Raw genomic sequence first — 22,436 nt, 5'->3', positions numbered from 1 at the left:
TTTACCAGACTGGAAAATATATTTGGCTGGCATCTTGTACTGAAGTGAGATGCCGAATACTGTTGATAAAATAATGAGATAACGCCAGTAGAGCACTCCCCCGGAGGACCTTTCCATGACCGATGAACAAGGGCAAACGTTGCTGTATACCTTGTTTGGCACGACCAGCCCTCATTGGCGCCTGACCACCGACAGCGATGCCCTGCAATTAGCAGAAGATGAAACCGCACACACCAATATGGCTGTCGCGCTGACGCCCGCGCAGGCCAGCCTGTTGCGCGCTATGCCGGTGATCACCTCCAGCGTCAACCTGACGCTACCGCTCCACGGCACGCCGGTGCCGATGCATTTTGTCGGTCGTAAGGTAAACCAGTCGAGCTGGGCTGGTACCGCCTCGGCGTGGGGTGACACCTCTGCCGTCGCGCGCGATCTGACGCTCGGGCTCTCGTTTGCCGAACAGGTGGTTTCCGAAGCCAACTCGGTGATCGTGATTGTCGATCAGCGCGGCAATATTCAGCGTTTCAACCGCCTCAGCGAGGAGTACACCGGCCTCCACGAGCATGAAGTGATCGGCCGCAACGTTTTTCAGCTCTTTATGACCAAGCAGGAGGCCGCTGCCTCACGCCGTAACATCGCGGGCTTCTTCCGCGATGGCAACTCCTATGAGGTGGAGCGCTGGGTGAAGACCCGTAAGGGCCAGCGACTCTTTCTGTTTCGTAATAAGTTCGTTCACAGCGGTAGCGGGAAAAATGAAATTTTCCTCATCTGTTCCGGAACGGACATAACCGAGGAGCGGCGGGCTCAGGAGCGCCTGCGGGTGATGGCGAACACCGATACCGTGACCGGTTTGCCCAATCGCAACGCCATCCACCAGCAAATTAGCCTGGCGCTGGAGCTGGCGAAAGAGGATGAGACCGGCGTGGTCTACCTCGATCTCGATAATTTCAAGAAGGTGAACGACGCCTACGGCCATATGTTTGGCGATCAGCTGCTGCAGGCGGTGTCGCTGGCGATCCTCAGCTGCCTGGGCAAAGACCAGACGCTGGCGCGCCTCGGCGGCGACGAGTTCGTGGTGCTGGCGGAGCATACCAGCCAGGCGGCGCTGGAGGCGATGGCGTCACGCATTCTCGAGCGTCTGCGCCAGCCCTTCCGTATTGGCCTGATTGAGGTCTATAGCGGCTGCTCTATCGGTATCGCGCTGGCGCCGCTGCACGGCGAGGATCGCGAAAGCCTGATCCGCAATGCCGACACCGCGATGTATCATGCCAAAGAGAACGGGCGCGGCAAGTTCTGCGTCTTCGCCGCTGAGATGAATCAGCGCGTGTTTGAGTATCTCTGGCTCGACACCAACCTGCGCAAGGCGCTCGAGCAGGATCACCTGACGGTGTTCTATCAGCCGAAGCTCGACAGAGACGGCGTGGTGCGCAGCGCGGAAGCCCTGGTGCGCTGGAATTCGCCGGAGCGCGGCATGGTCTCGCCCGCCGAATTTATTCCCTATGCCGAAGAGTCGGGGCTGATTGTGCCGCTCGGCCGCTGGGTAATGCTGACCGTGCTGCGGCAGATTCTGGCCTGGCGCGAAGAGGGCATCAACCTGCGCGTGGCGGTCAACGTCTCGGCGCGACAGCTGATCGACCAGAGCATCTACAGCGATCTCAAGCTGGCGCTGATGGACAGCGGACTGGCAACCTGCCCAATCGATATTGAGCTGACTGAAAGCTGCCTGATTGAAAACGAAGCGCAGGCGCTGACCCTGATGAAGCAGTTTCAGGAGCTGGGCGCGCAGGTGCATCTTGATGATTTCGGCACGGGCTACTCCTCGCTGTCGCAGCTGGCGCGCGTGCCGATCAACGCCATCAAGCTCGATCAAAGTTTTATTCGCAATATTAATGAGCAGCCGGTCTCTCAGTCGCTGGTGCGCGCAATTGTCGCCGTTGCTAAGGCGCTGACGCTGGAGGTCATCGCCGAGGGCATCGAGACGAAAGCGGAAGAAGAATTTGTTCTCCTCAACGGCGTGGACGGGCGTCAGGGCTATTTCTACGCAAAACCAATGCCCGCAGAACAGTTCGGGCATTGGCTGGCTAAGCATCCTGCCCGCGTTTAAAACTCCGCGTGATTAGCCCGCTTTACGCAAGGATGCGCTATGGCGGTTTTGTAACTGCACCAGACGTTCCATATAGGCGATGTCTTTCGGCTCCAGCGTGAAGGCATAATCGACCCAGTCCTCAGTGATGTCCATCAGCTCCGCGCGCGACAGCTGCAGAACGCGCTGGCGCGCCTTCAGCATGGCGCGCACGCCGTTCAGCTTCGGCCGCAGCGTATCGATAAAGGTGCGCGTGCAGCGGTAGCTTTCGCCGGGCTGGAAGACTTTGTCCACCAGGCCGCGCGTCTCATACCATTCGGCGCTGTGCGACTCCCCTTCGCATATCAGCTCTTCCGCCAGCTTCATCCCGGCCCGACGTGCCACTAAAGAGTAGCCTCCCATACCGGGGAACAGGTTGAAGGCGATCTCCGGAAAGCCGAGCCGCGCGTTGTTTTGCGCCAGGATAAAGTGGTGCGCCAGCGCGGCCTCAAAGCCGCCGCCTAACGCGCTGCCCTCAATCATCGCAATGGTGACCGCGCCGGTATCGAAGCCGCGCGCCGCCGAGTGAATGCAGTCGACGCAGGCACGCGCATAGGCGCGCAGCGCCTCGCGACGGTTGTTGCGAATGCACTCCACGAAGAAGCGCAGATCGCCGCCCGCGTTGAACATCTGCGGCACCAGCGAGCCGGTAACCCAGAAATCGATCGGCAGACCGGAACGCTGGGCCGCATAGCTCAGGTTCATGATCTCCTCAATTAATTCGTGGTTGAAACTGGGGCGCGGTTGCGCCCGCAGCATCATCCACATGGTGCGGCGGCCCTCTTCATAGTAGGCGGCAAGCTGGGTGGTCTGTCCCACTTCGGTGAACAGTCGGCAGGTTGGTTGGTTAATTACTGTCATCGTCTCATCCTCTGTTTATTTGATGCGTTAAACGCCACATCAGCGTAATGCAGAGAGAGGCCAGACCAAATGAGAGATTGATTTGTAAAGTAAAATCCAGAGATATCCCCGACTTAGCGGTCGGGGATGCTTAAGCGGGGTTACTTGATCGCCGCGCGTTGTCCAACCGCAACGCGAGAACGCTTAACGCGTTTTGAATAAACAGCAGTTATGACTGGTACCAGCACCGAGGTGACAATCACCGAGGTTGCCACCAGCGCAGTGGCGGCTGGCGCAACCGGTTTAAACTGCGGCAGCATCTCTGCTATCAACACCGGCGTCGCCACCGCCGCGCCCGCCGTACTCGACGCGGCGATGCCTGCAGTACCGTCGCCGCCGCCAATCAGCCGGTCGGCGATAATCAGCGGAATGCCGGTAACGATAATGACCGCCACGCCCAGCAAAATGCCCAGCAGGCCAGTTTGCGCAATAACGGTCAGGTCAATGGTGTTGCCCAGCGCAAAGGCGAAGAAGGGAATCAGCGTATGCACTGCCTTGCCGAAAAACTCCCGTAGCTCCGGATCCAGATTGCCCAGGGCAAAGCCGATCAGGAACGGCAAAACGGCGCCAACGAAGACGTGCGGTTCAAAAGAGGCGATGCCTGCCGTGCCGAGGATGACCATGGTCATCAGCGGTCCCGACTCCAGCGACATCAGCACAAAGGCGCCCGCCTCTTCTTTGCTGCCGTACTGCTGCATGATCGAGGCGTAGAGGCCGCCGTTGGTCATATCCATCGCCGCCACCAGCGCCAGCGTCGATAGCCCGGCGAACATGCCGACCTCAACGCCGTTTTCCGGCACCACGCGTGAGGCGATCGCCGCGACTATCCAGGCCACCGCGATTTTGGTGATCACCAGCGTGCCCGACTTGCGCAGCACCGCGCCGGTCGCGCTGAGCTTGATAGAGGCGCCCATACAGAAGAACCAGATGGCGAGGATCGGCACCGTGCCGGTCATCAGGCCATTACTGAAGGAGCCCAGGTATTTGCCAGCACCTGGCGCCAGCGTGTGGCATAGCGCGCCAAGAAAGAGCGGGATGAGCATCATACCGCCAGGGATTTTATCGATAGCACGTTTGATATGCATAAGGGATCACCTTTGCTGTCCAGAGGGAGGTGCGTTTTTATGCCCGAAGGCCTGACAGCAAAGTACGGGTCGCGGCGAGGGAAAACAGTGATCGCATCGTAAAAATGAAACGCTGTTTTATTTTTGGTTGCCGGTATGTTTCGATATTTTGATCTGCGTCGCCATACCAGGAGAATGACTAAGAGGAGGAGTGAACGTCCAGAGTAAACACAGGCGGCATCAGCCGAAGGTAAAGGGTGGCGTTTCCCCTAATGTGGGGCCCCTCACCTTCGGTGATGCCGCCTGCGTGTCGATGCTTACCTTATCTTTAACAGCGCTGGCGCGGCAGATTACTCTTTCTGGCCGTACCAGGCGTTTTTGCCGTGCTTGCGCAGGTAGTGCAGGTCAAGCAGCGTCTGGTTAATCGGCGGCAGGTCAGCGCGCAGCTGCTGGCTGAACAGCCCCATATAGGCCACCTCCTCCAGCACTACGGCGCTGTGCACCGCCGCATGGGCGTCGCGCCCCCAGGCGAACGGCCCGTGCGAATTCACCAGCACCGCCGGAATGGCGCTGGGCGAGAGATCGCGCTGAGCAAACGTCTCGATAATTACACCGCCGGTGTTCCACTCGTAGTCGTGCTGAATTTCGTCATCGCGCATGGCGCGGGTACAGGGAATTTCGCCATAAAAATCGTCCGCGTGCGTGGTGCCCCAGGCGGGGATCGCACGGCCAGCCTGCGCCCAGATAGTGGCGTGGCGCGAATGGGTATGCACAATGCCGCCAATTTCCGGCCAGGCCAGATAGAGCGCGCGGTGGGTGGCGGTATCGGATGAAGGACGCTTGCTTCCCTCTACAACCTCGCCGCTGGCGAGATCGACTACCACCATATCGTCGCGCTGCATGCTGGCGTAGCTGACGCCCGAAGGCTTGATCACCAGTAGCCCCTGCTCGCGATCCACTGCGCTAACGTTGCCCCAGGTAAAGGTGACAAGGTTGTAGCGCGGCAAATCCAGGTTCGCTTCCAGAACCTGCTGTTTAAGTTGTTCCAGCATTGTTTTCTCCTGCTCAGATTGATCTCTGAATTGTGCAGGTGCTGGCTAAAAAGCTTATGGAGAGACTGGCTGGAAAAGAGGCGGAAAACGGCTGATAAATAAAAAATGTGGCGCGAATTAGGAATCTTCCCTCTTCGGAAAATTTGCTTAAGGCTTAGAATTCACTCATGCAATGGGCGGATCTGTTTGCCGACTGCATTTATCTGCCCGAGACAACATTGTCCATAGTGAAAGGCATATCGGCACCTTCAGGGAAGAAGCGATGGCGTAATACGGGTGGATATAAGAACAGAGGAAAAAAACACCTATACTGAGTGTGTTGCCTCTGTGAGCACAATCAAGGAGAAGTTTATGACAACAACCATGAAACGTATCACCACAGCTGTTTTGGCTACCACTTTAGTTGTCGCGCTGAGCGGCTGTTCAAACTGGTCCAAGCGCGATCGTAACACCGCTATCGGTGCCGGTGCCGGCGCAATTGGTGGCTCAGTGTTAACGCACGGCAGCGCGCTCGGCACGCTGGGCGGCGCGGCGGTGGGCGGCGTTATCGGTCATCAGGTCCATTAATGACCGCAAAGCCGTTTAAATAATAAAAGGCTACACAGCGTATTAACATAACCATCGGGCTACAGACGTAGCCCGATTTTTATTTAACCGCCCGCCAGTTTGACCTTCAGCCCCCTGGCTTCCAGCAGCTGTATAAGCAGATCGCGTTTGTCGCCCTGGATTTCGATAACGCCCTCTTTTACCGACCCGCCGCAGCCGCATTTTTTCTTCAGCTCCGCGCCCAGCTTATTCAGGGCATCGTCGTCAAGATCGAGCCCGGTAATCAGGCAGACGCCTTTGCCTTTGCGGCCGCTGGTCTGACGCTGAATGCGCACAATGCCGTCGCCTTTCGGACGTTCGGCTTTCTCTTGCGGCTGCTCGATGCGGCCCACATCGGTGGAGTAGACCAGCGGATTGTCGCGGCTCATGAGGACTCCTTAAGGGAGGTTAAAATAGCGGACAGCGTGGCGGCGGGATCGGCCGACTGGGTAATCGGACGCCCGATCACCATATAGTCTACGCCCGCCTGCTGCGCCTGCTGCGGCGTCATGATACGGCGCTGATCGCCAGCATCACTGCCTGCCGGACGAATGCCCGGCGTCACCAGCGCGAAATCGGCGCCGAACGCGGTTTTGAAACGCGCGGCTTCATGCGCCGAACAGACGACGCCGTCGAGGCCGCACTCGCGGGTTAATTTTGCCAGCCGTTCCGCCTGTTCGGCGGGCGACAGGGTGATGCCGAGGCCGCGCAGATCCTCGGCGTCCATGCTGGTTAACACCGTGACAGCGATCAGCAGCGGCGCATCCTTGCCAAACGGCAGCAGCGCTTCGCGCGCGGCGTTCATCATGCGTGCGCCGCCGCTGGCGTGCACGTTCACCATCCAGACGCCAAGATCGGCCGCCGCGGCGACCGCATGGGCGGTAGTATTAGGGATGTCATGAAATTTAAGGTCGAGAAAGAGCTCAAAGCCGCGCTGCTGCAGATCCTTCACCAGCGCGGGGCCAAACAGCGTAAACATCTCTTTGCCGACTTTTAAGCGGCAGTGCTGCGGATCAATCTGGTCGACAAAACGCAATGCGCTGTTGAGATCGTGATAATCGAGCGCCACCACAACAGGCGACGCGATCGCGGTTGACGATAAAGGCATAGCATTTCCTCGTAGTTGACGGCGACAGGCAAAGGGGACAAACGGCAAGCATTCTACCCGCGGCTTCCGCCAGGGACAACGTTTGCGGCGCCCTCGCCTCCTGTCAGGCGACAAGTTGCACAGTGCCGCGTTGATGCTTCGGCCGCTCTTTAGTATGTTGTAACTAAGAAAGGTGCCGTATGCAACAGCGCGACGGTCGGCTATTGACCGTCGAGCCCGCGAATCGGTTTGATTGAAGACCAGGTGCGGCAGGAGGGGCAGTGCCAGTAGAGCGCATGGGCGGTGAAGCCGCACTTCTGACAGCGATAGCGCGGCTTGGTGCGGATCTGCTCGCCAACCATGTCGCGCAGCACCATCAGGCTCTCTTTGGCGCGTCCGTCTTCCGCTTCGTGCAGGTGGAAGTCCATCAGGCGATGGAAAACACGCATGGTGGGGTGGCGCTGCAGCTGGCGATTGATATAGAGCTGTGCCGCTTCCGGCCCTTCCTGGCGCTCGAGAATATCGGACATGTAGAGCTCAGCCGCCGCGCCGGTGTTCTCCTCCACGCAGCGCTGCAGGAACGCCGCCCAGGCGTCAGGTTGACTCAGACGCTGATAGCAGGTTTCCAGCATCGGCAGCGTTTCGCTTACCAGCTCTTTATCCTGATCCAGTACGCGCTGCAGATGATCGATCGCTTTCGCGTACTCGCCCTTTTCAATCAGAATACGCCCCATCATGATCGATACGCGCGCGCTCTGGCGATCGGCTGCCTCGCCCTTTTTCAGCAGAGTCATCGCGCGGTCGAGATCGTCGCTGCTCATCGCCTGCAATGCCAGCTCGCAGTAGAAGTGAGCGATCTCCCCTTTCTGCTTATCTTTGCCCAGCTTCACCAGCCGCTCGGCGACCTCTATCGCCTGATGCCAGTCGCTGGTCGCCTGATGGATCAGCAGCAACTGCTGCAGCGCGCTGATGCGAAAGTCGGTTTCATCCGTCAGCTGCTTGAACATATCTTCGGCGCGATCGTAAAGCCCGGCGGCCATATAGTCGCGCCCCAGCTGCTGGACCGCCAGCAGGCGCTGATCGTAATTGAGCGAGGCGCTCTCCATCAGCGACTGGTGAATGCGTATCGCGCGATCCACTTCGCCCCGCGAGCGAAACAGATTGCCCAGCGTCAGGTGCGCCTCCACCGTGCCGCTATCCTCTTTCAGCATATCAAGGAAGAGATCGACCGCTTTGTCCTGCTGGTTAGAGAGCAGAAAGTTAACGCCTGCAACGTAATCCCGCGACAGGCGGCTCGCTTCCTGTTGCTTGCTCTGTTGCGCGCTGCGTCGCCCCATATACCAGCCGTAAGCCGCAGCGACGGGCAATAACAGAAACAGCAATTCATGCATGGAGAACTATTCCCGGCCCGCAACGGGGGTCGATGCGGCCGCAGGTGGCGCACTTTTATCCAGCTGCGCCTGCATGCGTTTGATTTTGCGCTGCGCATGGCCCAGCGAGACGCGGACACGCAGCCAGAAGAGACCGCAGATGGCCCACCCCAGCACAAATCCCGCGCCGAACAGCGCAGCCAGCAGCGTAGAGACACGGAATTCGCCCTGCGCCAGCAGATAATTAAAGGTGATGACCTGGTCGTTATGCGCGCCTAAGGTGACGGAAATGATAAAAATGACCAATACCACTAAGAAAATCAGCAAATATTTCACAGTGCATCCTGTTGTGAGGTTATCCGGTGGAAGTATGCCAAAAAAGCGGCAACAATACTGCTCCCTGCAGCGCCAGGCGCATCGCGTTTACGCAAGCGCAATCAATAATATGGGGATAAAGCGCGGAATTACAATCCGTTTTCCCGCTGCGCCACTTCATTTCGCTCTTCAGGCGGCAAGGTGAGCGGGCCGCAAAAGCGCTGCGCCAGCCAGGTGGCGCAGGAGACCAGCAGCCAGGAGAGCGCCACCGCTACCGCCAGATCGCCTGGCCAGTGCATGCCCAGCAGCAAACGGCTGGCCATCACCGCTCCCGCCCAGACGCCGACCACCGCGATGGTGACATAGCGGCGGCGCGGCCAGAGCAGGCTCAATACCAGCAGCGCCCAGCTGGCGGCGAACAGCGTATGGCCGGAAGGGAAAGCGAAGCCGGTTTCAAACGCCCAGTGGCGCTTCAGCCAGCCTGGCAGCATGCGGTCGCTGGCGAGCAGCTGATCGACGCGCTGACCGCGCTCTTTGCGCGTCATGCTGTAGAACTCGCGTTCGTCGAGGCCGTGGTTATGCTCGAGCCAGACCACATAGGGGCGCGGCTCCTGGACCTGGTCCTTGATATAGGATTTGGTGTATTGCCCGGTGAGAATAGTGGCGTTCATGATCAGCAGCAGCAGCAGCGCAGGCTTGAGGCGAAAACGCAGGCACCAGAGCACCCACAGGCTGAGCAACAGGCTGGTCAGGGTGCCCCAGGGGCGCGTCACGGTTTCGGTCATCCAGAAGAGGAAACGCAGCAGCGCGTCGCTTTCGCCGGGCTGCCAGCGCCAGCCGGACGCCCAGACTACGAGCGGAATGATCATCAGCAGCAACATGCCTGCCGTAGTACGACGCAAAATCTGCAGCATCCTTTCTCCTCTGGTACGGCATCATATTGCCGCTTGCAAATAACTTTATCTTAAAAAATAATAACATAACTTGTTGCGCATTGGATAATCGTGCTTTATCACTACAATCGCTCTGACAAATTACCAGCCCAACTTCACGTTGTGGCACAATATTGCCAATTTTTTCAGGCCATACTGGCCTGTGCGCTGTTTTAGAATAGCGCATCCTCTGAAGGTTCTGGAGAGTCACATGCAGCTTAAACGGGTGGCAGAAGCCAAACTGCCCACGCCCTGGGGCGATTTCCTCATGGTCGGTTTTGAAGAACTGGCAACCGGTCACGATCACGTCGCGCTCATTTTCGGCGACATCAGCGATAACACGCCCGTGCTGGCGCGCGTTCATTCGGAATGCCTGACCGGCGACGCGCTGTTCAGTTTACGCTGCGATTGTGGTTTTCAACTGGAAGCGGCGCTCAACGCCATTGCTGAAGAGGGTCGCGGCGCGCTGATTTACCATCGTCAGGAAGGCCGCAATATCGGCTTGCTGAACAAGATCCGCGCCTACGCGCTGCAGGATAAGGGCTACGACACCGTCGAGGCCAACCACCAGCTCGGCTTTGCGGCGGACGAGCGCGACTTCACGCTCTGCGCCGATATGTTTAAGCTGCTGGGGGTAAACGAGGTGCGGCTGCTGACCAATAATCCGCGTAAGGTGGAGATCCTCAGCGAAGCGGGCATCAATATCGTTGAGCGCGTGCCGCTGGTCGTCGGCCGCAACCCGAAGAACGCCCACTATCTGGATACCAAAGCCGCGAAAATGGGCCATCTGCTGCCAAAATCGGAATAGCAGCTTAGTCAGCCTCAACGCTGAGACGCGGGCGGAAAGGATCGAGGAGCAAAGCCTCCTCCTCCTCCGCCCGCGTGGCTATCCAGTCGCTATATGCCGGGTTTCCCCGGCGTTGCGTTTAGTTAAGCATATTGCGAATAACGTAGTGCAGGATACCGTCGTTGCGGTAATAGGTCAGTTCGTTGCCGGTATCGATGCGGCAGCGCGTATCCAGCACCTCCTGCGTGCCGTCCGGGCGCGTCATCGTGACCTGCACCGTGCAGCCCGGCTGCAGCTGCGACAGGTTGCCGATATCAAACAGCTCTTCACCGGTCAGCTGCAGCGTTTTACGCGTCACGCCCGGCGCGAACTCCAGCGGCAGAATGCCCATGCCGATCAGGTTAGAGCGGTGGATACGCTCGAACGACTCGGCGATCACCACACGCACGCCCTGCAAACGCGGGCCTTTCGCCGCCCAGTCGCGGCTCGAACCAGAGCCATACTCTTTGCCGGCAATCACCGCCAGCGGCGTGCCCTCCTGCTGATACTTCATCGCCGCGTCGTAAATCGCCAGCTGCTCGCCGCTGGGGATATGGCGCGTGTAGCCGCCTTCAACCCCGGGCACCATCTCGTTGCGAATACGGATGTTGGCGAAGGTGCCGCGCATCATAACTTCATGGTTGCCGCGTCTTGAGCCATAGGAGTTAAAGTCAGCCTGGTCGACGCCGTGAGACTGAAGATAGCGCCCGGCCGGACTGTCCGCCTTGATACTGCCAGCAGGCGAAATATGGTCGGTGGTGACAGAATCACCCAGCATCGCCAGCACGCGCGCGCCTTTGATGTCTTCAACCGGTTTCGGCTCGCGCGCCATATCGTCAAAGAACGGCGACAGGCGAATATAGGTGGAGCCCTCGTCCCACGCATAGGTGGCCGCTTCGCTCACGTTGATCGCCTGCCACTCTTTGGTGCCGTAGAACACCTCGGCGTACTCTTTATGGAACATGTCGCTGGTCACCTGCTGCACCGCCGTAGCGATCTCTTCAGGCGACGGCCAGATATCCTTCAGGAAAACGTCCCTGCCCTGCGCATCCTGCCCCAGCGGCTCGGTCTGCAGATTAATCTTCATATTGCCCGCCAGCGCATAGGCGACCACCAGCGGCGGCGACGCCAGCCAGTTAGTTTTCACCAGCGGATGAATGCGGCCTTCGAAGTTGCGGTTGCCGGAGAGCACGGCGCCGACGGTTAAATCGCCCTCTTTAATCGCGGCTTCAATTTCGTCGGGCAGCGGGCCGGAGTTGCCGATACAGGTGGTGCAGCCGTAGCCCACCAGGTTAAAGCCGAGCTTATCGAGATAGGGCGTCAGCTGCGCAACCGCCAGATAGTCGGAAACCACTTTCGATCCCGGTGCCAGCGAGGCTTTCACCCAGGGCTGACGCTTCAGGCCGCGTTCAACCGCTTTTTTCGCCAGCAGCCCCGCCGCCATCAGCACGCTCGGGTTAGAGGTGTTGGTGCAGGAGGTAATGGCGCTGATCACCACGGCGCCATCCTCAATTTCATGGCTCAGGCCGGTGCGGCTATCGGTATAGGTCACGGATTTATGGGCGGGCTGGCTGTGATTCACCTCCAGCTCGTTGCTGGCGTTGAACGCCGCAGGCACGTCGCCGAGGGAAACACGATCCTGCGGGCGTTTCGGGCCAGCGATACTCGATTCAACGCTATCCATATCCAGCGCCAGCGAACTGGTGAAGATCGGCTCGTCGCCTGGGTTACGCCAAAGCCCCTGGGTTTTGGCATAGGCTTCCACCAGCGCGACCTGCTCGGCATCGCGCCCGGTAAGCGTGAGATAGCCCAGCGTGACGTCGTCGATCGGGAAGAATCCGCAGGTGGCGCCATATTCCGGCGCCATATTGGCGATAGTTGCGCGGTCAGCCAGCGGCAGATCCGCCAGACCGTCGCCGTAGAACTCCACAAACTTGCCGACGACGCCGTGCTTGCGCAGCATCTGGGTCACGGTCAGCACTAAATCAGTGGCGGTAATACCGGGACGCAGCTTGCCGGTCAGCTTAAAGCCGACCACATCCGGGATCAGCATCGATACCGGCTGTCCGAGCATCGCCGCCTCGGCTTCGATGCCGCCGACGCCCCAGCCCAGCACGCCGAGCGCATTAATCATGGTGGTATGCGAGTCGGTGCCGACCAGCGTATCAGGCCAGGCGAACTGCTTGCCGTCGATCTGCTCATGCCAGACCGATTTGCCCAGGTACTCCAGGTTTACCTGATGGCAGATGCCGGTGCCCGGCGGCACGACGCGGAATTTATTGAAGGCCTTCTGACCCCAGCGTAGAAAGAGATAGCGCTCATGGTTGCGCGCCATCTCCAGCTCGACGTTCTCTTCAAATGCGCTGTCGTCGCCGAAGCGATCCACGGTAACAGAGTGGTCGATAACCAGATCGACCGGCGAGAGCGGATTAACCTTCGCGACGTCGCCGCCGAGGCGCTTCACCGCTTCGCGCATTGCCGCCAGATCCACCACCGCCGGCACGCCGGTAAAATCCTGCATCAATACGCGCGCAGGACGGTAGGCAATCTCTCTGTCGGCATGCGCATTTTGCTGCCAGCCGACCAGCGCCTGGATATCTTCTTCCGTCACGGAGTCGCCGTCCTGCCAGCGCAGGAGATTCTCCAGCAGCACTTTTAATGATTTGGGAAGGCGGTCGATGTTGCCGAGGTGTTGGGCGGCGCGGGGTAGACTGAAAATATGATACTGCTGCTTGTCGACCTGCAGGGTGTCCTGACTCTGCTGGCGTAGGGTGTCCGACATAGCTCCTCCTTTTCTTATCGTGATCGCGGTAACCTCAAAGAGAACAAGGTTTATGTTAAAGATAGACTACATTTTCTTTAACGTTTTGATTACAACACGAAATGCTACACCATTGCGCAGACAAACGAAAACGCCCCGCAATCAGGCGGGGCGTTGACGAAAAGAATAAGGAGAAATACCGCTTTCAGGTTATACAGCGATCCAGACGGCCGCGGCCCACACTGCAAACGAGAAGGCATATGCGCTCAGCCAGGAGATTTTAATGCTATTGATAGTCATATTCATACATCACTCCTCCCGAATTCGGGCGTAAAAAATCCTGCCGTCATCATGCTGATGACACCTTTTTTATGCTGAGTGTAAAAGAGTGGGCTTTTCATTTGCCCGCCGGATAACCGGAAAGAAGTATTGCGCTGGCGAAGCCAGTAATGCTGACAGCTTATTTAGCTTTCGTGTCCATGAAAGACTCGATGAAGTGACGCTGATTTTCACTCAGTTCCCAGCTATCCGGGATAGTCACTTTGCGTTCCGTCACGCTGTTCTCTTTGCCTTTGCAGGCTGGCGCCTGAATCTGAGGCGCGGATAACGACTGTTTACGGCTGAGTGTGTTTGCCCACATGGCTTAGCCCCATATACGCCAAATCATCAATGCTACAACTACCCAGAACAGCGCAGAAGCAGCTATTACGGTTAACCAGGCCTTGCGACGGATGTTGCCAGAGCGCTCAACCTTGGTGCTTTTTGCCCGGAAGTCCGGTTGTACAGTCAGTCTCGTAGCCATAGTTTTTGATAATCACTCTCAATAAAACGATTGATAACATCGATTAAGATTTAGGACGAATCCTAAACGCATTAAGGCCGAAAATCCAGTTATTTTTATTGAGTACAACGATTAACGCTATTAATCAACGCGGCCTGAAAAACTTAAGGAATAATGAACCGCGACACATTTCCTTAATTGAATTATTAGATTGCAAATTTGAGTTAATTTGCAATTAGGACCATTTCAAATTTGAGTTAACTATGTAACCCCTGATAAAAAGCGCTTTCACATCAGGTCTTAACTGGAGTATGGGAATAATCCTGGCAGGGCGCAAAGCGGCAAAGTTAAAATTGTGTACTGTTTCTCATTTAAGTAACCCAAACAGAAAAACATGTGATCGATGTTTCATTTACAAAAAAATAATAACTTTTTTCGACATTAAGATGGCGCTAACGGCTACGGATAAAAAAGGCTGCCAGAGGCAGCCTTTAACAATGCTAAACGAACCGCGGCGTTACTTAAACGGCAGCTTGATATCTTTGAACATCGCTTCGATATCTTCGTTAGAGCGCAGTGCAACCGCCGCGTCCACTACGTCGCGGGTCAGGTGCGGTGCAAAGCGCTGAATAAAATCATACATATAGCTACGCAGGAAGGTGCTTCGTCGGAAGCCGATTTTAGTGGTGCTGTTGGTGAAAATTTCCGCTGCTTCAATGCGAACCAGGTCAGGATCGGCAACAGGATCGACCGCCATGCTGGCGATTACGCCGACGCCAAGCCCCAGGCGAACATAAGTTTTAATTACGTCTGCGTCGGTTGCGGTGAACACAATGCGCGGCGTCAGCCCGGCGCGGTTGAAGGCGGTATCCAGCTCCGACCGCCCGGTAAAGCCGAAGGTGTAGGTTACCAGCGGATATTCCGCCAGCTCTTCAATTGAGACCTGGCCCTTGCCCGCCAGTGGATGATCGGGGGTCACCACAATGGCGCGATTCCAGTGGTAGCAGGGCAGCATAATTAAGTCGTCATAGAGATGCAGCGCTTCGGTAGCGATAGCGAAATCGGCGTTGCCTTTAGAGACCGCTTCGGCGATCTGTGTTGGTGAACCCTGATGCATATGCAGGGAGACGCGCGGATAGCGCTCGATAAAGCCCTTAATGACGCCAGGCAGTGCATAGCGCGCCTGGGTATGGGTTGTCGCCACATAGAGCGAGCCCTTATCTGGCCAGGTGTGCTCTCCCGCCACCGACTTTATGGCATCTACTTTGGACAACACCTCACGGGCGATGCGAATGATCTCCTCGCCCGCTGGCGTGACCTGGGTTAAATGTTTGCCGCTGCGTGCAAAGATCTGCACGCCCAGCTCATCCTCCAGCATGCGCACCTGTTTGCTGATGCCCGGCTGTGACGTATAAAGCCCTTCTGCTGTCGAAGAGACGTTCAGGTTGTGATTAACCACTTCGACGATATAGCGCAACTGCTGCAATTTCATATCTGTTCCATCCCAGTAAGCTACAGAGCAGCATCCCCGATTGACGTATTTTCGCCGGATCGGTGAGAAAAGAGGCAAAGCACAGGAACATGTCGGAAATGCTATAACCACTATATCATCGCGGGGAGGAATGTAGAACGTTTTGATATAAGGCTAAGAAAAAGGCCAGCAGTGCTGGCCCTGGATAAAGAGAGGAGATTACTTTTTCGCTTCCTGCCATTTGCCGTCGATATAAAACGCCGACCAGCCTGTCGCTTTGCCCTCTTTTTCAGAGGCGACATACTGCTGTTTGGTTTTACGGCTAAAGCGCACCATTGTCTTGTTGCCGTCGGCATCGGTCGCAGGCGCCTCAGCCAGGTAGCGCAGTTTTTCCGGCAGACGATCCTTAAAGCGCTGCAGCTCTTCCACTAACGGCGCGCGGGTTTCACGCGATTTCGGGAAGGTGTTAGCGGCGAGGAACACGCCTGCCGCGCCGTCGCGCAGCACGAAGTAGGCGTCCGATTTCTCGCACGGAAGCTCGGGCAGCGGTACCGGATCCTCTTTCGGCGGCGCAACCTCGCCGTTACGCAGAATTTTACGCGTGTTTTTACACTCGTCGTTGGTGCAGGCCATATATTTGCCGAAGCGCCCCATTTTCAGGTGCATTTCCGACCCGCATTTTTCGCACTCCACCACCGGACCGTCGTAGCCTTTGATGCGGAATTCGCCCTGTTCAATCTCGTAGCCGTCGCACTCAGGGTTATTGCCACAAACGTGCAGCTTGCGCTGCGGATCGATCAGGTAACTGTCCATCGCTGTGCCGCACTTCTGGCAGCGACGACGGGCGCGCAACGCATTGGTTTCAGCGTCGTCGCCTTCCAGCACGTTCAGCACTTCGTTTTCAGGGATCAGATTTATGGTCTGCTTGCAGCGCTCTTTCGGCGGCAGCGCATAGCCCGAACAGCCGAGGAAGACGCCGGTACTGGCGGTGCGAATGCCCATTTTGCGTCCGCAGGTCGGACAGTCAATCGAGGTAAGCACCATCGGGTTCGGCTGCATGCCGCCCTCTTCTGGATCTTTCTCCGCTTTGTCCAGCTGCTGAGTAAAGTCGCTGAAAAAGTTATCCAGCACGCCTTTCCACTCCACCTCATTATTAGCGACGCGGTCCAGGCTGTCTTCCATGGTGGCGGTAAAATCGTAGTTCATCAGATCGCGGAAGTTCTCTTCCAGGCGATCGGTGACAATCTCGCCCATCTTCTCAGCGTAGAAACGGCGATTCTCAACGCGTACGTAGCCGCGATCCTGGATGGTCGAGATAATGGCGGCGTAGGTAGACGGACGGCCGATACCGCGCTTCTCCAGCTCGCGCACCAGCGAGGCTTCGCTGAAGCGCGCTGGCGGCTTGGTGAAGTGCTGGCCTGGCGTCAGCTGCTGCAGATCGAGCGTCTCACCTTTGGCAACGTGCGGCAGCGTGCGGTCTTCATCGTTTTTACGCAGCGCAGGCATCACGCGCGTCCAGCCGTCAAAGCGCAGCGTGCGCCCTTTCGCCTTCAGCCTGAAGCCAGCGGCCGCGACGGTGAGCGTGGTGGAGTCGTACTGCGCCGGCATCATCTGACAGGCGACGAACTGACGCCAGATCAGCTGGTAGAGCTTCTGCGCGTCCGCTTCCATATCCTTGAGCTTCTCCGCCACGACGTTGACGTCGGAAGGACGAATCGCTTCGTGCGCTTCCTGAGAATTCTCTTTGCTGGCGTAGGCGTTCGGCGTCTCAGGCAGATACTTTTTGCCGAAGTTTTTGTCGATGTAGCCGCGCGCCATCGCCAGCGCATCCTGACTCAGGTTGGTGGAGTCGGTACGCATGTAGGTAATGTGGCCCGCTTCATAGAGACGCTGCGCCATCATCATGGTTTTTTTGACGCCGAAGCCGAGCCGCGTACTTGCTGCCTGCTGCAGCGTCGAGGTGATAAAGGGTGCGCCAGGCTTGCTGCTGGTCGGTTTATCTTCGCGATCCACGACTTCGTAGCGGGCATTTTCCAGCAGCGCGACGGCGGCCTGGGTCTGTTCGCCATTGACCGGACGGAACGGGCTGTCGTTCTGGTGAGTGACCGCCATCGCCAGCAGGTCGCCTTTCGCGGTATGCAGATCGGCATTCAGCTCCCAGTACTCTTCCGGCACGAACGCTTTGATTTCCCGCTCGCGCTCAACCACCAGACGCACCGCCACGGACTGGACGCGTCCGGCAGAAAGGCCGCGCGCGATTTTTTTCCACAGCAGCGGCGAAACCATATAGCCGACGACGCGGTCCATAAAGCGACGCGCCTGCTGAGCGTTGACGCGGTCGATATTCAGTTCGCCCGGCGTTTCAAACGCCTGACGAATCGCATTTTTAGTGATTTCGTTAAACACCACGCGGCTGAAGCGCTTGTCGTCGCCGCCGATCACTTCCCGCAGGTGCCAGGCGATGGCTTCCCCTTCGCGGTCAAGGTCGGTTGCGAGGTAGATGTGGTCGGCGTTCTGCGCCAGCGCTTTCAGTTCGGAGACAACTTTCTCCTTGCCTGGCAGAATCTGATAATCCGCTTTCCAGCCGTGATACGGGTCGACGCCCATTCGACTGACCAGCGCGGCCTTTTCATCTTTCTTAACTTTTTTCGCTTTTTTGTCGCCGGCCCCGTCAGCACTCTTTTTCGCGGTTGAACCACTGGTCGGCAAATCACGGATATGACCGACGCTGGATTTCACCACGTAGTCACTACCGAGGTATTTATTGATTGTTTTGGCCTTTGCCGGGGACTCAACGATGACGAGTGCTTTACCCATATGTACCTTTACCTAATGAAAACGTCCTGATAAACGGGAGAGGATTTGATGCCCAGAAACCCAGTGGGTTCAATATTGTTGCGCCTTTTTTGCTTTTCAAGGCTGCGGGGTCAATCTCGGGCCAGCTGGCATAAGTTTATGCAAGGGTATGAATAAGAGCGACTTTTTCATCTGACACAATCACACTTCCCGGTGTGATCTCCCTGAAATCTGAATCGCCCACACTCTACCTGATAAAATTCGTTACGCAACTTAATTAGCACTCAGTTGAATTTTGCGCCAGATTTTCATCCGTTTTGCCGATTTGCCGCGCAGCGATTTTGGCACGTAATATAGAAAGGATTTTAGGGATGTCAAAAAGGCGATATTCAATGCAGAAAAGTACGCAACCCATTACACGCCAGGCCCTACTGGAAAAAGCCAATAGCCTTATTCAGGAACACGACGACTATTTTGCCGGTCTGGAAGCGGACGAGGTGATTCAGCAGGGCGACGTGCTGGTATTTCGCGGCCCATTTTTTCTTGATGACGAAGGGCTGCCGACGGCGAAAACCACAGCGGTATTTAACGTCTTTAAATATCTGGCGCTGACGCTCTCGTCGCGCTATCACCTGGCGTAAAAAACCCGGCGTCAGCCGGGTTGTTTGCAGCAGGATGCCGAGGCGGATGTCAGGCCGTTAAAGCAGCGGCTTCTCGCCGCGCTGCCACCACTTCATCAGCAGGCGTTCCGCGACCGAACCGGCGCTGTGGGTGACGCGGTCGATCATCTTGCGGCGACGCGCATAGTGCACGCCCAGCACGTTGAAGAGATCCATCTGGCTGATGATCAGCTCGTCGCTGGTGCTGATATCGTCGGTAAGATTTAACGCCAGCGCCTGGCGGCCATACCAGTGTTCGCCGGTCGCAACCTTGTCAATATCGAGCGATGGCCGCATCTGATGCACAAACTCTTTGAACAGCAGGTGCGTTTCGTTGAGATCTTCCTGAAACTTCTCGCGGCCTTCGTCAGTATTCTCGCCAAACAGCGTCAACGTGCGTTTGTACTGCCCGGCGGTATGCAGTTCGACATCAATATCATTGCGCTTGAGCAGACGGTTGAAGTTCGGGATCTGCGCCACGACACCGATGGAGCCGAGAATGGCGAAAGGGGCCGCTACAATGCGATCCGCCACGCAGGCCATCATGTAGCCGCCGCTGGCGGCCACTTTATCCACCGCCGCCGTCAGGCGCAGGCCGCGATCGCGCAGGCGCTGCAGCTGCGACGCCGCCAGGCCGTAGCCGTGCACCACGCCGCCCGGACTCTCCAGCCGCAGCAATACCTCGTCGCCCTTCTCAGCCACGGCCAGCACGGCGGAGACTTCTTCGCGCAGCGCCGAGACTTCGCCAGCATCCATACTGCCTTTGAAATCGATCACGTAAAGCGTTGGCTTCTGGCGCTCGACGGCGCCCTGCTTCGCGGCGCGCTTCTCCGCCTTCGCCTTCTGCTTTTCCGCCTTTTTATGCTGCTTCAGCCACACCTTCTGCACCTGCGGCTTCATTTTAGCGAGCTGCAGATCGTCCTTCATTTGCTGATAGTCGTCGCCCAGATGCGTCAGCCGCAGCTGCCCGGCCGCCTGCCCGCGCTTGCGCAGCGCCGCGTTAACGATAATCGCCACCACGGCGGCGATGGCTACCACCACCGTCACCGCTTTCGCGAGAAATAATCCATAGCTGGAGAGAAAATCCATTCTGCCGCCTTATTAAACAGAGAATTAGCACTGGTCGGAGAGTTTACCGGGTTTAGCGCCGCACGTCGCCTGAAATGCCAGCGCCTGGCACAGAAAGCGCCTGCGGATGATTGCACCCTCCGGCGAATTGAGGCATAAAGCCAACAACCCGTTTACGCGCTCAAGGAAACCGCCGTGCACTATCAACCGAAAAGCGATCTGCTGCAAAACCGCATCATTCTTGTCACTGGCGCCTCCGACGGCATTGGCCGCGAAGCCGCCATCACCTATGCGCGCTACGGCGCGGAGGTGATCCTGCTGGGCCGCAACCTGGCGCGGCTGGAACAAACGCAGCAGGCGATCGCTCAGCTGGGTCTGCGTCCGGCGCACTGCCTGGTGTGCGATCTGGCGCAGGCGACGCCGGCATCCTGTCAGCAGCTGGCCGATCGGCTGGCGCAGCAGTTTCCGCGTCTGGACGGCGTGCTGCACAACGCCGGCATTCTGGGTGAGATTGTGCCGCTCGCCGAGCTGGATCCGCAGGTCTGGCAGCAGGTAATGCGGATTAACCTCGACGCCACCTTTTTCCTGACCCAGGCGCTGCTGCCGCTGCTGCTGAAATCAAGCGCCGGCTCGCTGGTCTTCACCACCTCCAGCGTGGGCCGCACCGGCCGCGCTGGCTGGGGCGCCTATGCAGTGTCGAAGTTCGCCACCGAGGGCATGATGCAGGTGCTGGCGGATGAGTATAAGAACCAGCCGCTGCGGGTCAACTGCATCAATCCTGGCGGCACGCGCACTAAAATGCGCGCCGCTGCCTTTCCGCAGGAGGATGCTGACAAGCTGAAAACCCCGGCCGATCTGATGCCGCTCTATCTCTACGTCATGGGCGACGACAGCCGCCGCAAAACCGGCATCAGTTTCGATGCGCAGCCCGGACGCAAGCCAGGAGCGGCGGAATAATGGGCGACGATCGCCACCAGCAGCGACAGCAGCGGCTGAAAGAGCAGGTTGACGCGCGCATCGCCGCCGCGACGGAAACGCGCGGCATCATGATGGTTTTTACCGGCAACGGTAAAGGCAAAACCACCGCCGCCTTCGGCACCGCACTGCGCGCCGTCGGGCACGGCAAAAAGGTGGGCGTTATCCAGTTTATTAAGGGCGAATGGCCCAACGGCGAGCGCAATCTGCTGGCGCAGCACGGCGTGGAGTTTCAGGTGATGTCCACCGGCTTTACCTGGGAGACGCAAAACCGCGCCACCGACACCGCCGCCTGTCAGTCGGTGTGGCAGCACGCCATGCGCATGCTGGCGGACGATACCTTAGATTTGGTGCTGCTCGACGAGATCACCTATATGGTGAGTATGGATTATCTGCCGCTGGACGATCTGGAACGCGCGCTGGCGGCACGCCCGCCGCATCAGAGCGTCATCCTGACCGGGCGCGGCTGCCATCGCGCGCTCATTGAGCGCGCGGATACCGTGACCGAAATGCGGCCCGTGAAGCACGCCTTCGACGCCGGGATCCAGGCACAGCAAGGCATCGACTGGTAGGCAAAAAAAACGCAGCCCGTAAGCTGCGTTTTTTATTAGCCGCGTTTGTTGCCACCGCCGTTGCTGCTGCGTCGACCGCTGCCGCTCACCTGCGTGTGGCGCTTAACCGCGCGACGAATTTGATTCGCCTTGGTGCGGCGGCGATCTTTTTCTACCGCCAGCTTGGTGACCGTCTCGTCATCCATGCCCACCAGCGAGCGCAGGTAGTTCACCGCAGTGAGATCCATCTCCATCCAGCCGCCGCGCGGCAAACCTTTCGGCAGCGTGATATCGCCGTAGCGCACGCGCATCAGGCGGCTGACCTGCACGCCGACCGCTTCCCACAGACGACGCACTTCACGGTTGCGTCCTTCGGTCAGGGTAACGTTGTACCACTGGTTGACCCCTTCGCCGCCGGCAAAGCGCAGCGTTTTAAAGGCTGCCGGGCCATCTTCCAGCTGCACCCCTTTGCTCAGCTGACGAATTTTATCGTCGTCAACCTGACCAAACACGCGCACGGCGTATTCGCGCTCAACTTCGCGGCTCGGATGCATTAGACGGTTGGCCAGCTCGCCGTCGGTGGTGAACAGCATCAGTCCGCAAGTATTAACGTCAAGACGTCCGACCGCAATCCAGCGGGAGCCGCGCAGGCGCGGCAGGCGATCAAACACCGTTGGACGGCCTTCCGGATCGCTGCGGGTGCAGAGTTCGCCTTCAGGCTTATAGTAAGCCAGTACGCGACAAACCTCCGTCGCCGACTCGGCGATAGAGACCAGATGACCGTCGATGCGGATTTTCAGGGATTTATCATTTTCAATGCGGTCGCCCAGCGTGGCGAGTTTGCCGTCGATACTGACGCGACCGGCGGCGATTTTTGCTTCAATTTCACGACGGGAACCGTGGCCTGCGCGTGCCAGGACTTTCTGTAACTTTTCGCTCATAGCGGCCTCACTGTCGCCTTCCCAGGCGTCATTTTGGTTAAAATTCTTTAAAATCAATAACTTAAGTTATTACTTTCCGCCTATTATACCTTTAATTTACGGTTTTGTAACCTGCTTAATCAGGCTAGCTGCCGGACGAGCCGTTGAACAACTGTGATCCTCTTCGCATCACTCTTCCCTGCA

21 protein-coding genes are annotated in these 22,436 nt (G+C 57.7%); 6 read left to right on the top strand and 15 right to left on the bottom strand.

Annotated features, from left to right (window positions below; all coding sequences use genetic code 11):
* The first annotated feature begins 115 nt into the window (after positions 1–115).
* Positions 116–2,101, top strand: a complete 1,986-nt coding sequence (gene pdeR / locus ACR6A7_RS03020; RefSeq protein WP_434123277.1) for a cyclic di-GMP phosphodiesterase — start codon at positions 116–118, stop codon at positions 2,099–2,101.
* A gap of 12 nt (positions 2,102–2,113) precedes the next feature.
* Here the strand turns inward: pdeR and ACR6A7_RS03015 are convergent, their stop codons facing one another.
* The 3 genes from ACR6A7_RS03015 to araD all read right to left on the bottom strand — a co-directional run bounded on the left by ACR6A7_RS03015 (position 2,114) and on the right by araD (position 5,135).
* Entirely contained in the window at positions 2,114–2,980 is an 867-nt protein-coding gene (locus ACR6A7_RS03015; RefSeq protein WP_033746837.1) for a crotonase/enoyl-CoA hydratase family protein, read from the bottom strand.
* A 140-nt stretch (positions 2,981–3,120) separates the two neighbouring features.
* Positions 3,121–4,104 carry a 2-keto-3-deoxygluconate transporter gene (gene kdgT, locus ACR6A7_RS03010; RefSeq protein ID WP_434123276.1) on the bottom strand — a complete coding sequence of 328 codons (984 nt, stop codon included), beginning with the start codon at positions 4,102–4,104 and terminating at the stop codon, positions 3,121–3,123.
* Positions 4,105–4,433: 329 nt separating this feature from the next.
* The gene (araD, locus tag ACR6A7_RS03005; RefSeq protein ID WP_434123275.1) at positions 4,434–5,135 is read right to left on the bottom strand and encodes an L-ribulose-5-phosphate 4-epimerase; all 702 of its coding nucleotides are present in this window, start codon (positions 5,133–5,135) and stop codon (positions 4,434–4,436) included.
* 351 nt (positions 5,136–5,486) lie between these two features.
* Between araD and osmB the strand changes: the two genes are divergently transcribed.
* Positions 5,487–5,702 carry an osmotically-inducible lipoprotein OsmB gene (osmB, locus tag ACR6A7_RS03000; protein ID WP_434123274.1) on the top strand — a complete coding sequence of 72 codons (216 nt, stop codon included), beginning with the start codon at positions 5,487–5,489 and terminating at the stop codon, positions 5,700–5,702.
* An 83-nt stretch (positions 5,703–5,785) separates the two neighbouring features.
* On the opposite strand, the gene yciH is transcribed toward osmB, so the two are convergent.
* The 5 genes from yciH to pgpB all read right to left on the bottom strand — a co-directional run bounded on the left by yciH (position 5,786) and on the right by pgpB (position 9,406).
* Positions 5,786–6,109, bottom strand: a complete 324-nt coding sequence (yciH, locus tag ACR6A7_RS02995; protein WP_434123273.1) for a stress response translation initiation inhibitor YciH — start codon at positions 6,107–6,109, stop codon at positions 5,786–5,788.
* A complete protein-coding gene (gene pyrF / locus ACR6A7_RS02990) occupies positions 6,106–6,828 on the bottom strand; it encodes an orotidine-5'-phosphate decarboxylase (RefSeq protein WP_434123272.1) in 723 nt (240 codons plus the stop codon). Before pyrF ends, yciH begins: the two co-directional genes overlap by 4 nt.
* A 200-nt stretch (positions 6,829–7,028) precedes the next feature.
* Positions 7,029–8,198, bottom strand: a complete 1,170-nt coding sequence (gene lapB, locus ACR6A7_RS02985) for a lipopolysaccharide assembly protein LapB (protein ID WP_434123271.1) — start codon at positions 8,196–8,198, stop codon at positions 7,029–7,031.
* A 6-nt stretch (positions 8,199–8,204) separates the two neighbouring features.
* Complete coding sequence (locus ACR6A7_RS02980) at positions 8,205–8,513, bottom strand: LapA family protein (RefSeq protein ID WP_434123270.1); 309 nt, start codon at positions 8,511–8,513, stop codon at positions 8,205–8,207.
* 128 nt (positions 8,514–8,641) lie between these two features.
* Positions 8,642–9,406 carry a phosphatidylglycerophosphatase B gene (gene pgpB / locus ACR6A7_RS02975; RefSeq protein ID WP_434123269.1) on the bottom strand — a complete coding sequence of 255 codons (765 nt, stop codon included), beginning with the start codon at positions 9,404–9,406 and terminating at the stop codon, positions 8,642–8,644.
* A gap of 229 nt (positions 9,407–9,635) precedes the next feature.
* On the opposite strand from pgpB, the gene ribA reads away from it, so the two are divergent.
* Entirely contained in the window at positions 9,636–10,232 is a 597-nt protein-coding gene (gene ribA, locus ACR6A7_RS02970) for a GTP cyclohydrolase II (RefSeq protein ID WP_434123268.1), read from the top strand.
* Between the two features lie 118 nt (positions 10,233–10,350).
* On the opposite strand, the gene acnA is transcribed toward ribA, so the two are convergent.
* The 5 genes from acnA to topA form a co-directional block, all read right to left on the bottom strand.
* Entirely contained in the window at positions 10,351–13,032 is a 2,682-nt protein-coding gene (gene acnA / locus ACR6A7_RS02965; protein ID WP_434123267.1) for an aconitate hydratase AcnA, read from the bottom strand.
* A 439-nt stretch (positions 13,033–13,471) separates the two neighbouring features.
* Entirely contained in the window at positions 13,472–13,651 is a 180-nt protein-coding gene (locus ACR6A7_RS21125) for a YciX family protein (RefSeq protein ID WP_491565904.1), read from the bottom strand.
* A gap of 3 nt (positions 13,652–13,654) precedes the next feature.
* The gene (locus ACR6A7_RS02960) at positions 13,655–13,813 is read right to left on the bottom strand and encodes a YmiA family putative membrane protein (RefSeq protein WP_120454073.1); all 159 of its coding nucleotides are present in this window, start codon (positions 13,811–13,813) and stop codon (positions 13,655–13,657) included.
* A gap of 496 nt (positions 13,814–14,309) precedes the next feature.
* Positions 14,310–15,284 carry an HTH-type transcriptional regulator CysB gene (cysB, locus tag ACR6A7_RS02955; protein ID WP_434123266.1) on the bottom strand — a complete coding sequence of 325 codons (975 nt, stop codon included), beginning with the start codon at positions 15,282–15,284 and terminating at the stop codon, positions 14,310–14,312.
* A 198-nt stretch (positions 15,285–15,482) separates the two neighbouring features.
* Positions 15,483–18,080, bottom strand: a complete 2,598-nt coding sequence (topA, locus tag ACR6A7_RS02950; RefSeq protein ID WP_434123265.1) for a type I DNA topoisomerase — start codon at positions 18,078–18,080, stop codon at positions 15,483–15,485.
* A 371-nt stretch (positions 18,081–18,451) separates the two neighbouring features.
* Between topA and ACR6A7_RS02945 the strand changes: the two genes are divergently transcribed.
* Positions 18,452–18,700, top strand: a complete 249-nt coding sequence (locus tag ACR6A7_RS02945; protein ID WP_434123264.1) for a YciN family protein — start codon at positions 18,452–18,454, stop codon at positions 18,698–18,700.
* Between the two features lie 57 nt (positions 18,701–18,757).
* On the opposite strand, the gene sohB is transcribed toward ACR6A7_RS02945, so the two are convergent.
* A complete protein-coding gene (gene sohB, locus ACR6A7_RS02940) occupies positions 18,758–19,807 on the bottom strand; it encodes a protease SohB (protein ID WP_434123263.1) in 1,050 nt (349 codons plus the stop codon).
* Positions 19,808–19,981: 174 nt separating this feature from the next.
* Between sohB and ACR6A7_RS02935 the strand changes: the two genes are divergently transcribed.
* Positions 19,982–20,743, top strand: a complete 762-nt coding sequence (locus ACR6A7_RS02935; protein ID WP_434123262.1) for a YciK family oxidoreductase — start codon at positions 19,982–19,984, stop codon at positions 20,741–20,743.
* On the top strand, positions 20,743–21,333 hold the full coding sequence (gene cobO, locus ACR6A7_RS02930) for a cob(I)yrinic acid a,c-diamide adenosyltransferase (protein WP_434123261.1): 591 nt from the start codon (positions 20,743–20,745) through the stop codon (positions 21,331–21,333). Before ACR6A7_RS02935 ends, cobO begins: the two co-directional genes overlap by 1 nt.
* Positions 21,334–21,368: 35 nt before the next feature.
* Here cobO and rluB read toward each other — a convergent pair whose 3' ends face one another.
* Positions 21,369–22,253, bottom strand: a complete 885-nt coding sequence (gene rluB, locus ACR6A7_RS02925) for a 23S rRNA pseudouridine(2605) synthase RluB (protein ID WP_434123260.1) — start codon at positions 22,251–22,253, stop codon at positions 21,369–21,371.
* Between the last annotated feature and the right edge of the window lie 183 nt (positions 22,254–22,436).

This window comes from Pantoea phyllosphaerae (genome assembly GCF_051025595.1).
Taxonomy (GTDB): Bacteria; Pseudomonadota; Gammaproteobacteria; order Enterobacterales; family Enterobacteriaceae; genus Pantoea.
The sequence above is the reverse complement of the archived record's forward strand: the minus strand, read 5'-3'. Positions and strand labels throughout refer to the sequence as shown.

What these genes read in the sequence shown, in the direction of transcription:
- ACR6A7_RS03015 (WP_033746837.1), bottom strand. Translation starts at nt 2,980, where the DNA reads ATGACAGTAATTAACCAACCAACCTGCCGACTGTTCACCGAAGTGGGA.
- sohB (WP_434123263.1), bottom strand. Translation starts at nt 19,807, where the DNA reads ATGGATTTTCTCTCCAGCTATGGATTATTTCTCGCGAAAGCGGTGACG.
- yciH (WP_434123273.1), bottom strand. Translation starts at nt 6,109, where the DNA reads ATGAGCCGCGACAATCCGCTGGTCTACTCCACCGATGTGGGCCGCATC.
- kdgT (WP_434123276.1), bottom strand. Translation starts at nt 4,104, where the DNA reads ATGCATATCAAACGTGCTATCGATAAAATCCCTGGCGGTATGATGCTC.
- pgpB (WP_434123269.1), bottom strand. Translation starts at nt 9,406, where the DNA reads ATGCTGCAGATTTTGCGTCGTACTACGGCAGGCATGTTGCTGCTGATG.
- acnA (WP_434123267.1), bottom strand. Translation starts at nt 13,032, where the DNA reads ATGTCGGACACCCTACGCCAGCAGAGTCAGGACACCCTGCAGGTCGAC.
- rluB (WP_434123260.1), bottom strand. Translation starts at nt 22,253, where the DNA reads ATGAGCGAAAAGTTACAGAAAGTCCTGGCACGCGCAGGCCACGGTTCC.
- araD (WP_434123275.1), bottom strand. Translation starts at nt 5,135, where the DNA reads ATGCTGGAACAACTTAAACAGCAGGTTCTGGAAGCGAACCTGGATTTG.
- pdeR (WP_434123277.1), top strand. Translation starts at nt 116, where the DNA reads ATGACCGATGAACAAGGGCAAACGTTGCTGTATACCTTGTTTGGCACG.
- lapB (WP_434123271.1), bottom strand. Translation starts at nt 8,198, where the DNA reads ATGCATGAATTGCTGTTTCTGTTATTGCCCGTCGCTGCGGCTTACGGC.
- osmB (WP_434123274.1), top strand. Translation starts at nt 5,487, where the DNA reads ATGACAACAACCATGAAACGTATCACCACAGCTGTTTTGGCTACCACT.
- ribA (WP_434123268.1), top strand. Translation starts at nt 9,636, where the DNA reads ATGCAGCTTAAACGGGTGGCAGAAGCCAAACTGCCCACGCCCTGGGGC.
- cobO (WP_434123261.1), top strand. Translation starts at nt 20,743, where the DNA reads ATGGGCGACGATCGCCACCAGCAGCGACAGCAGCGGCTGAAAGAGCAG.
- cysB (WP_434123266.1), bottom strand. Translation starts at nt 15,284, where the DNA reads ATGAAATTGCAGCAGTTGCGCTATATCGTCGAAGTGGTTAATCACAAC.
- pyrF (WP_434123272.1), bottom strand. Translation starts at nt 6,828, where the DNA reads ATGCCTTTATCGTCAACCGCGATCGCGTCGCCTGTTGTGGTGGCGCTC.
- ACR6A7_RS02945 (WP_434123264.1), top strand. Translation starts at nt 18,452, where the DNA reads ATGCAGAAAAGTACGCAACCCATTACACGCCAGGCCCTACTGGAAAAA.
- topA (WP_434123265.1), bottom strand. Translation starts at nt 18,080, where the DNA reads ATGGGTAAAGCACTCGTCATCGTTGAGTCCCCGGCAAAGGCCAAAACA.
- ACR6A7_RS02960 (WP_120454073.1), bottom strand. Translation starts at nt 13,813, where the DNA reads ATGGCTACGAGACTGACTGTACAACCGGACTTCCGGGCAAAAAGCACC.
- ACR6A7_RS21125 (WP_491565904.1), bottom strand. Translation starts at nt 13,651, where the DNA reads ATGTGGGCAAACACACTCAGCCGTAAACAGTCGTTATCCGCGCCTCAG.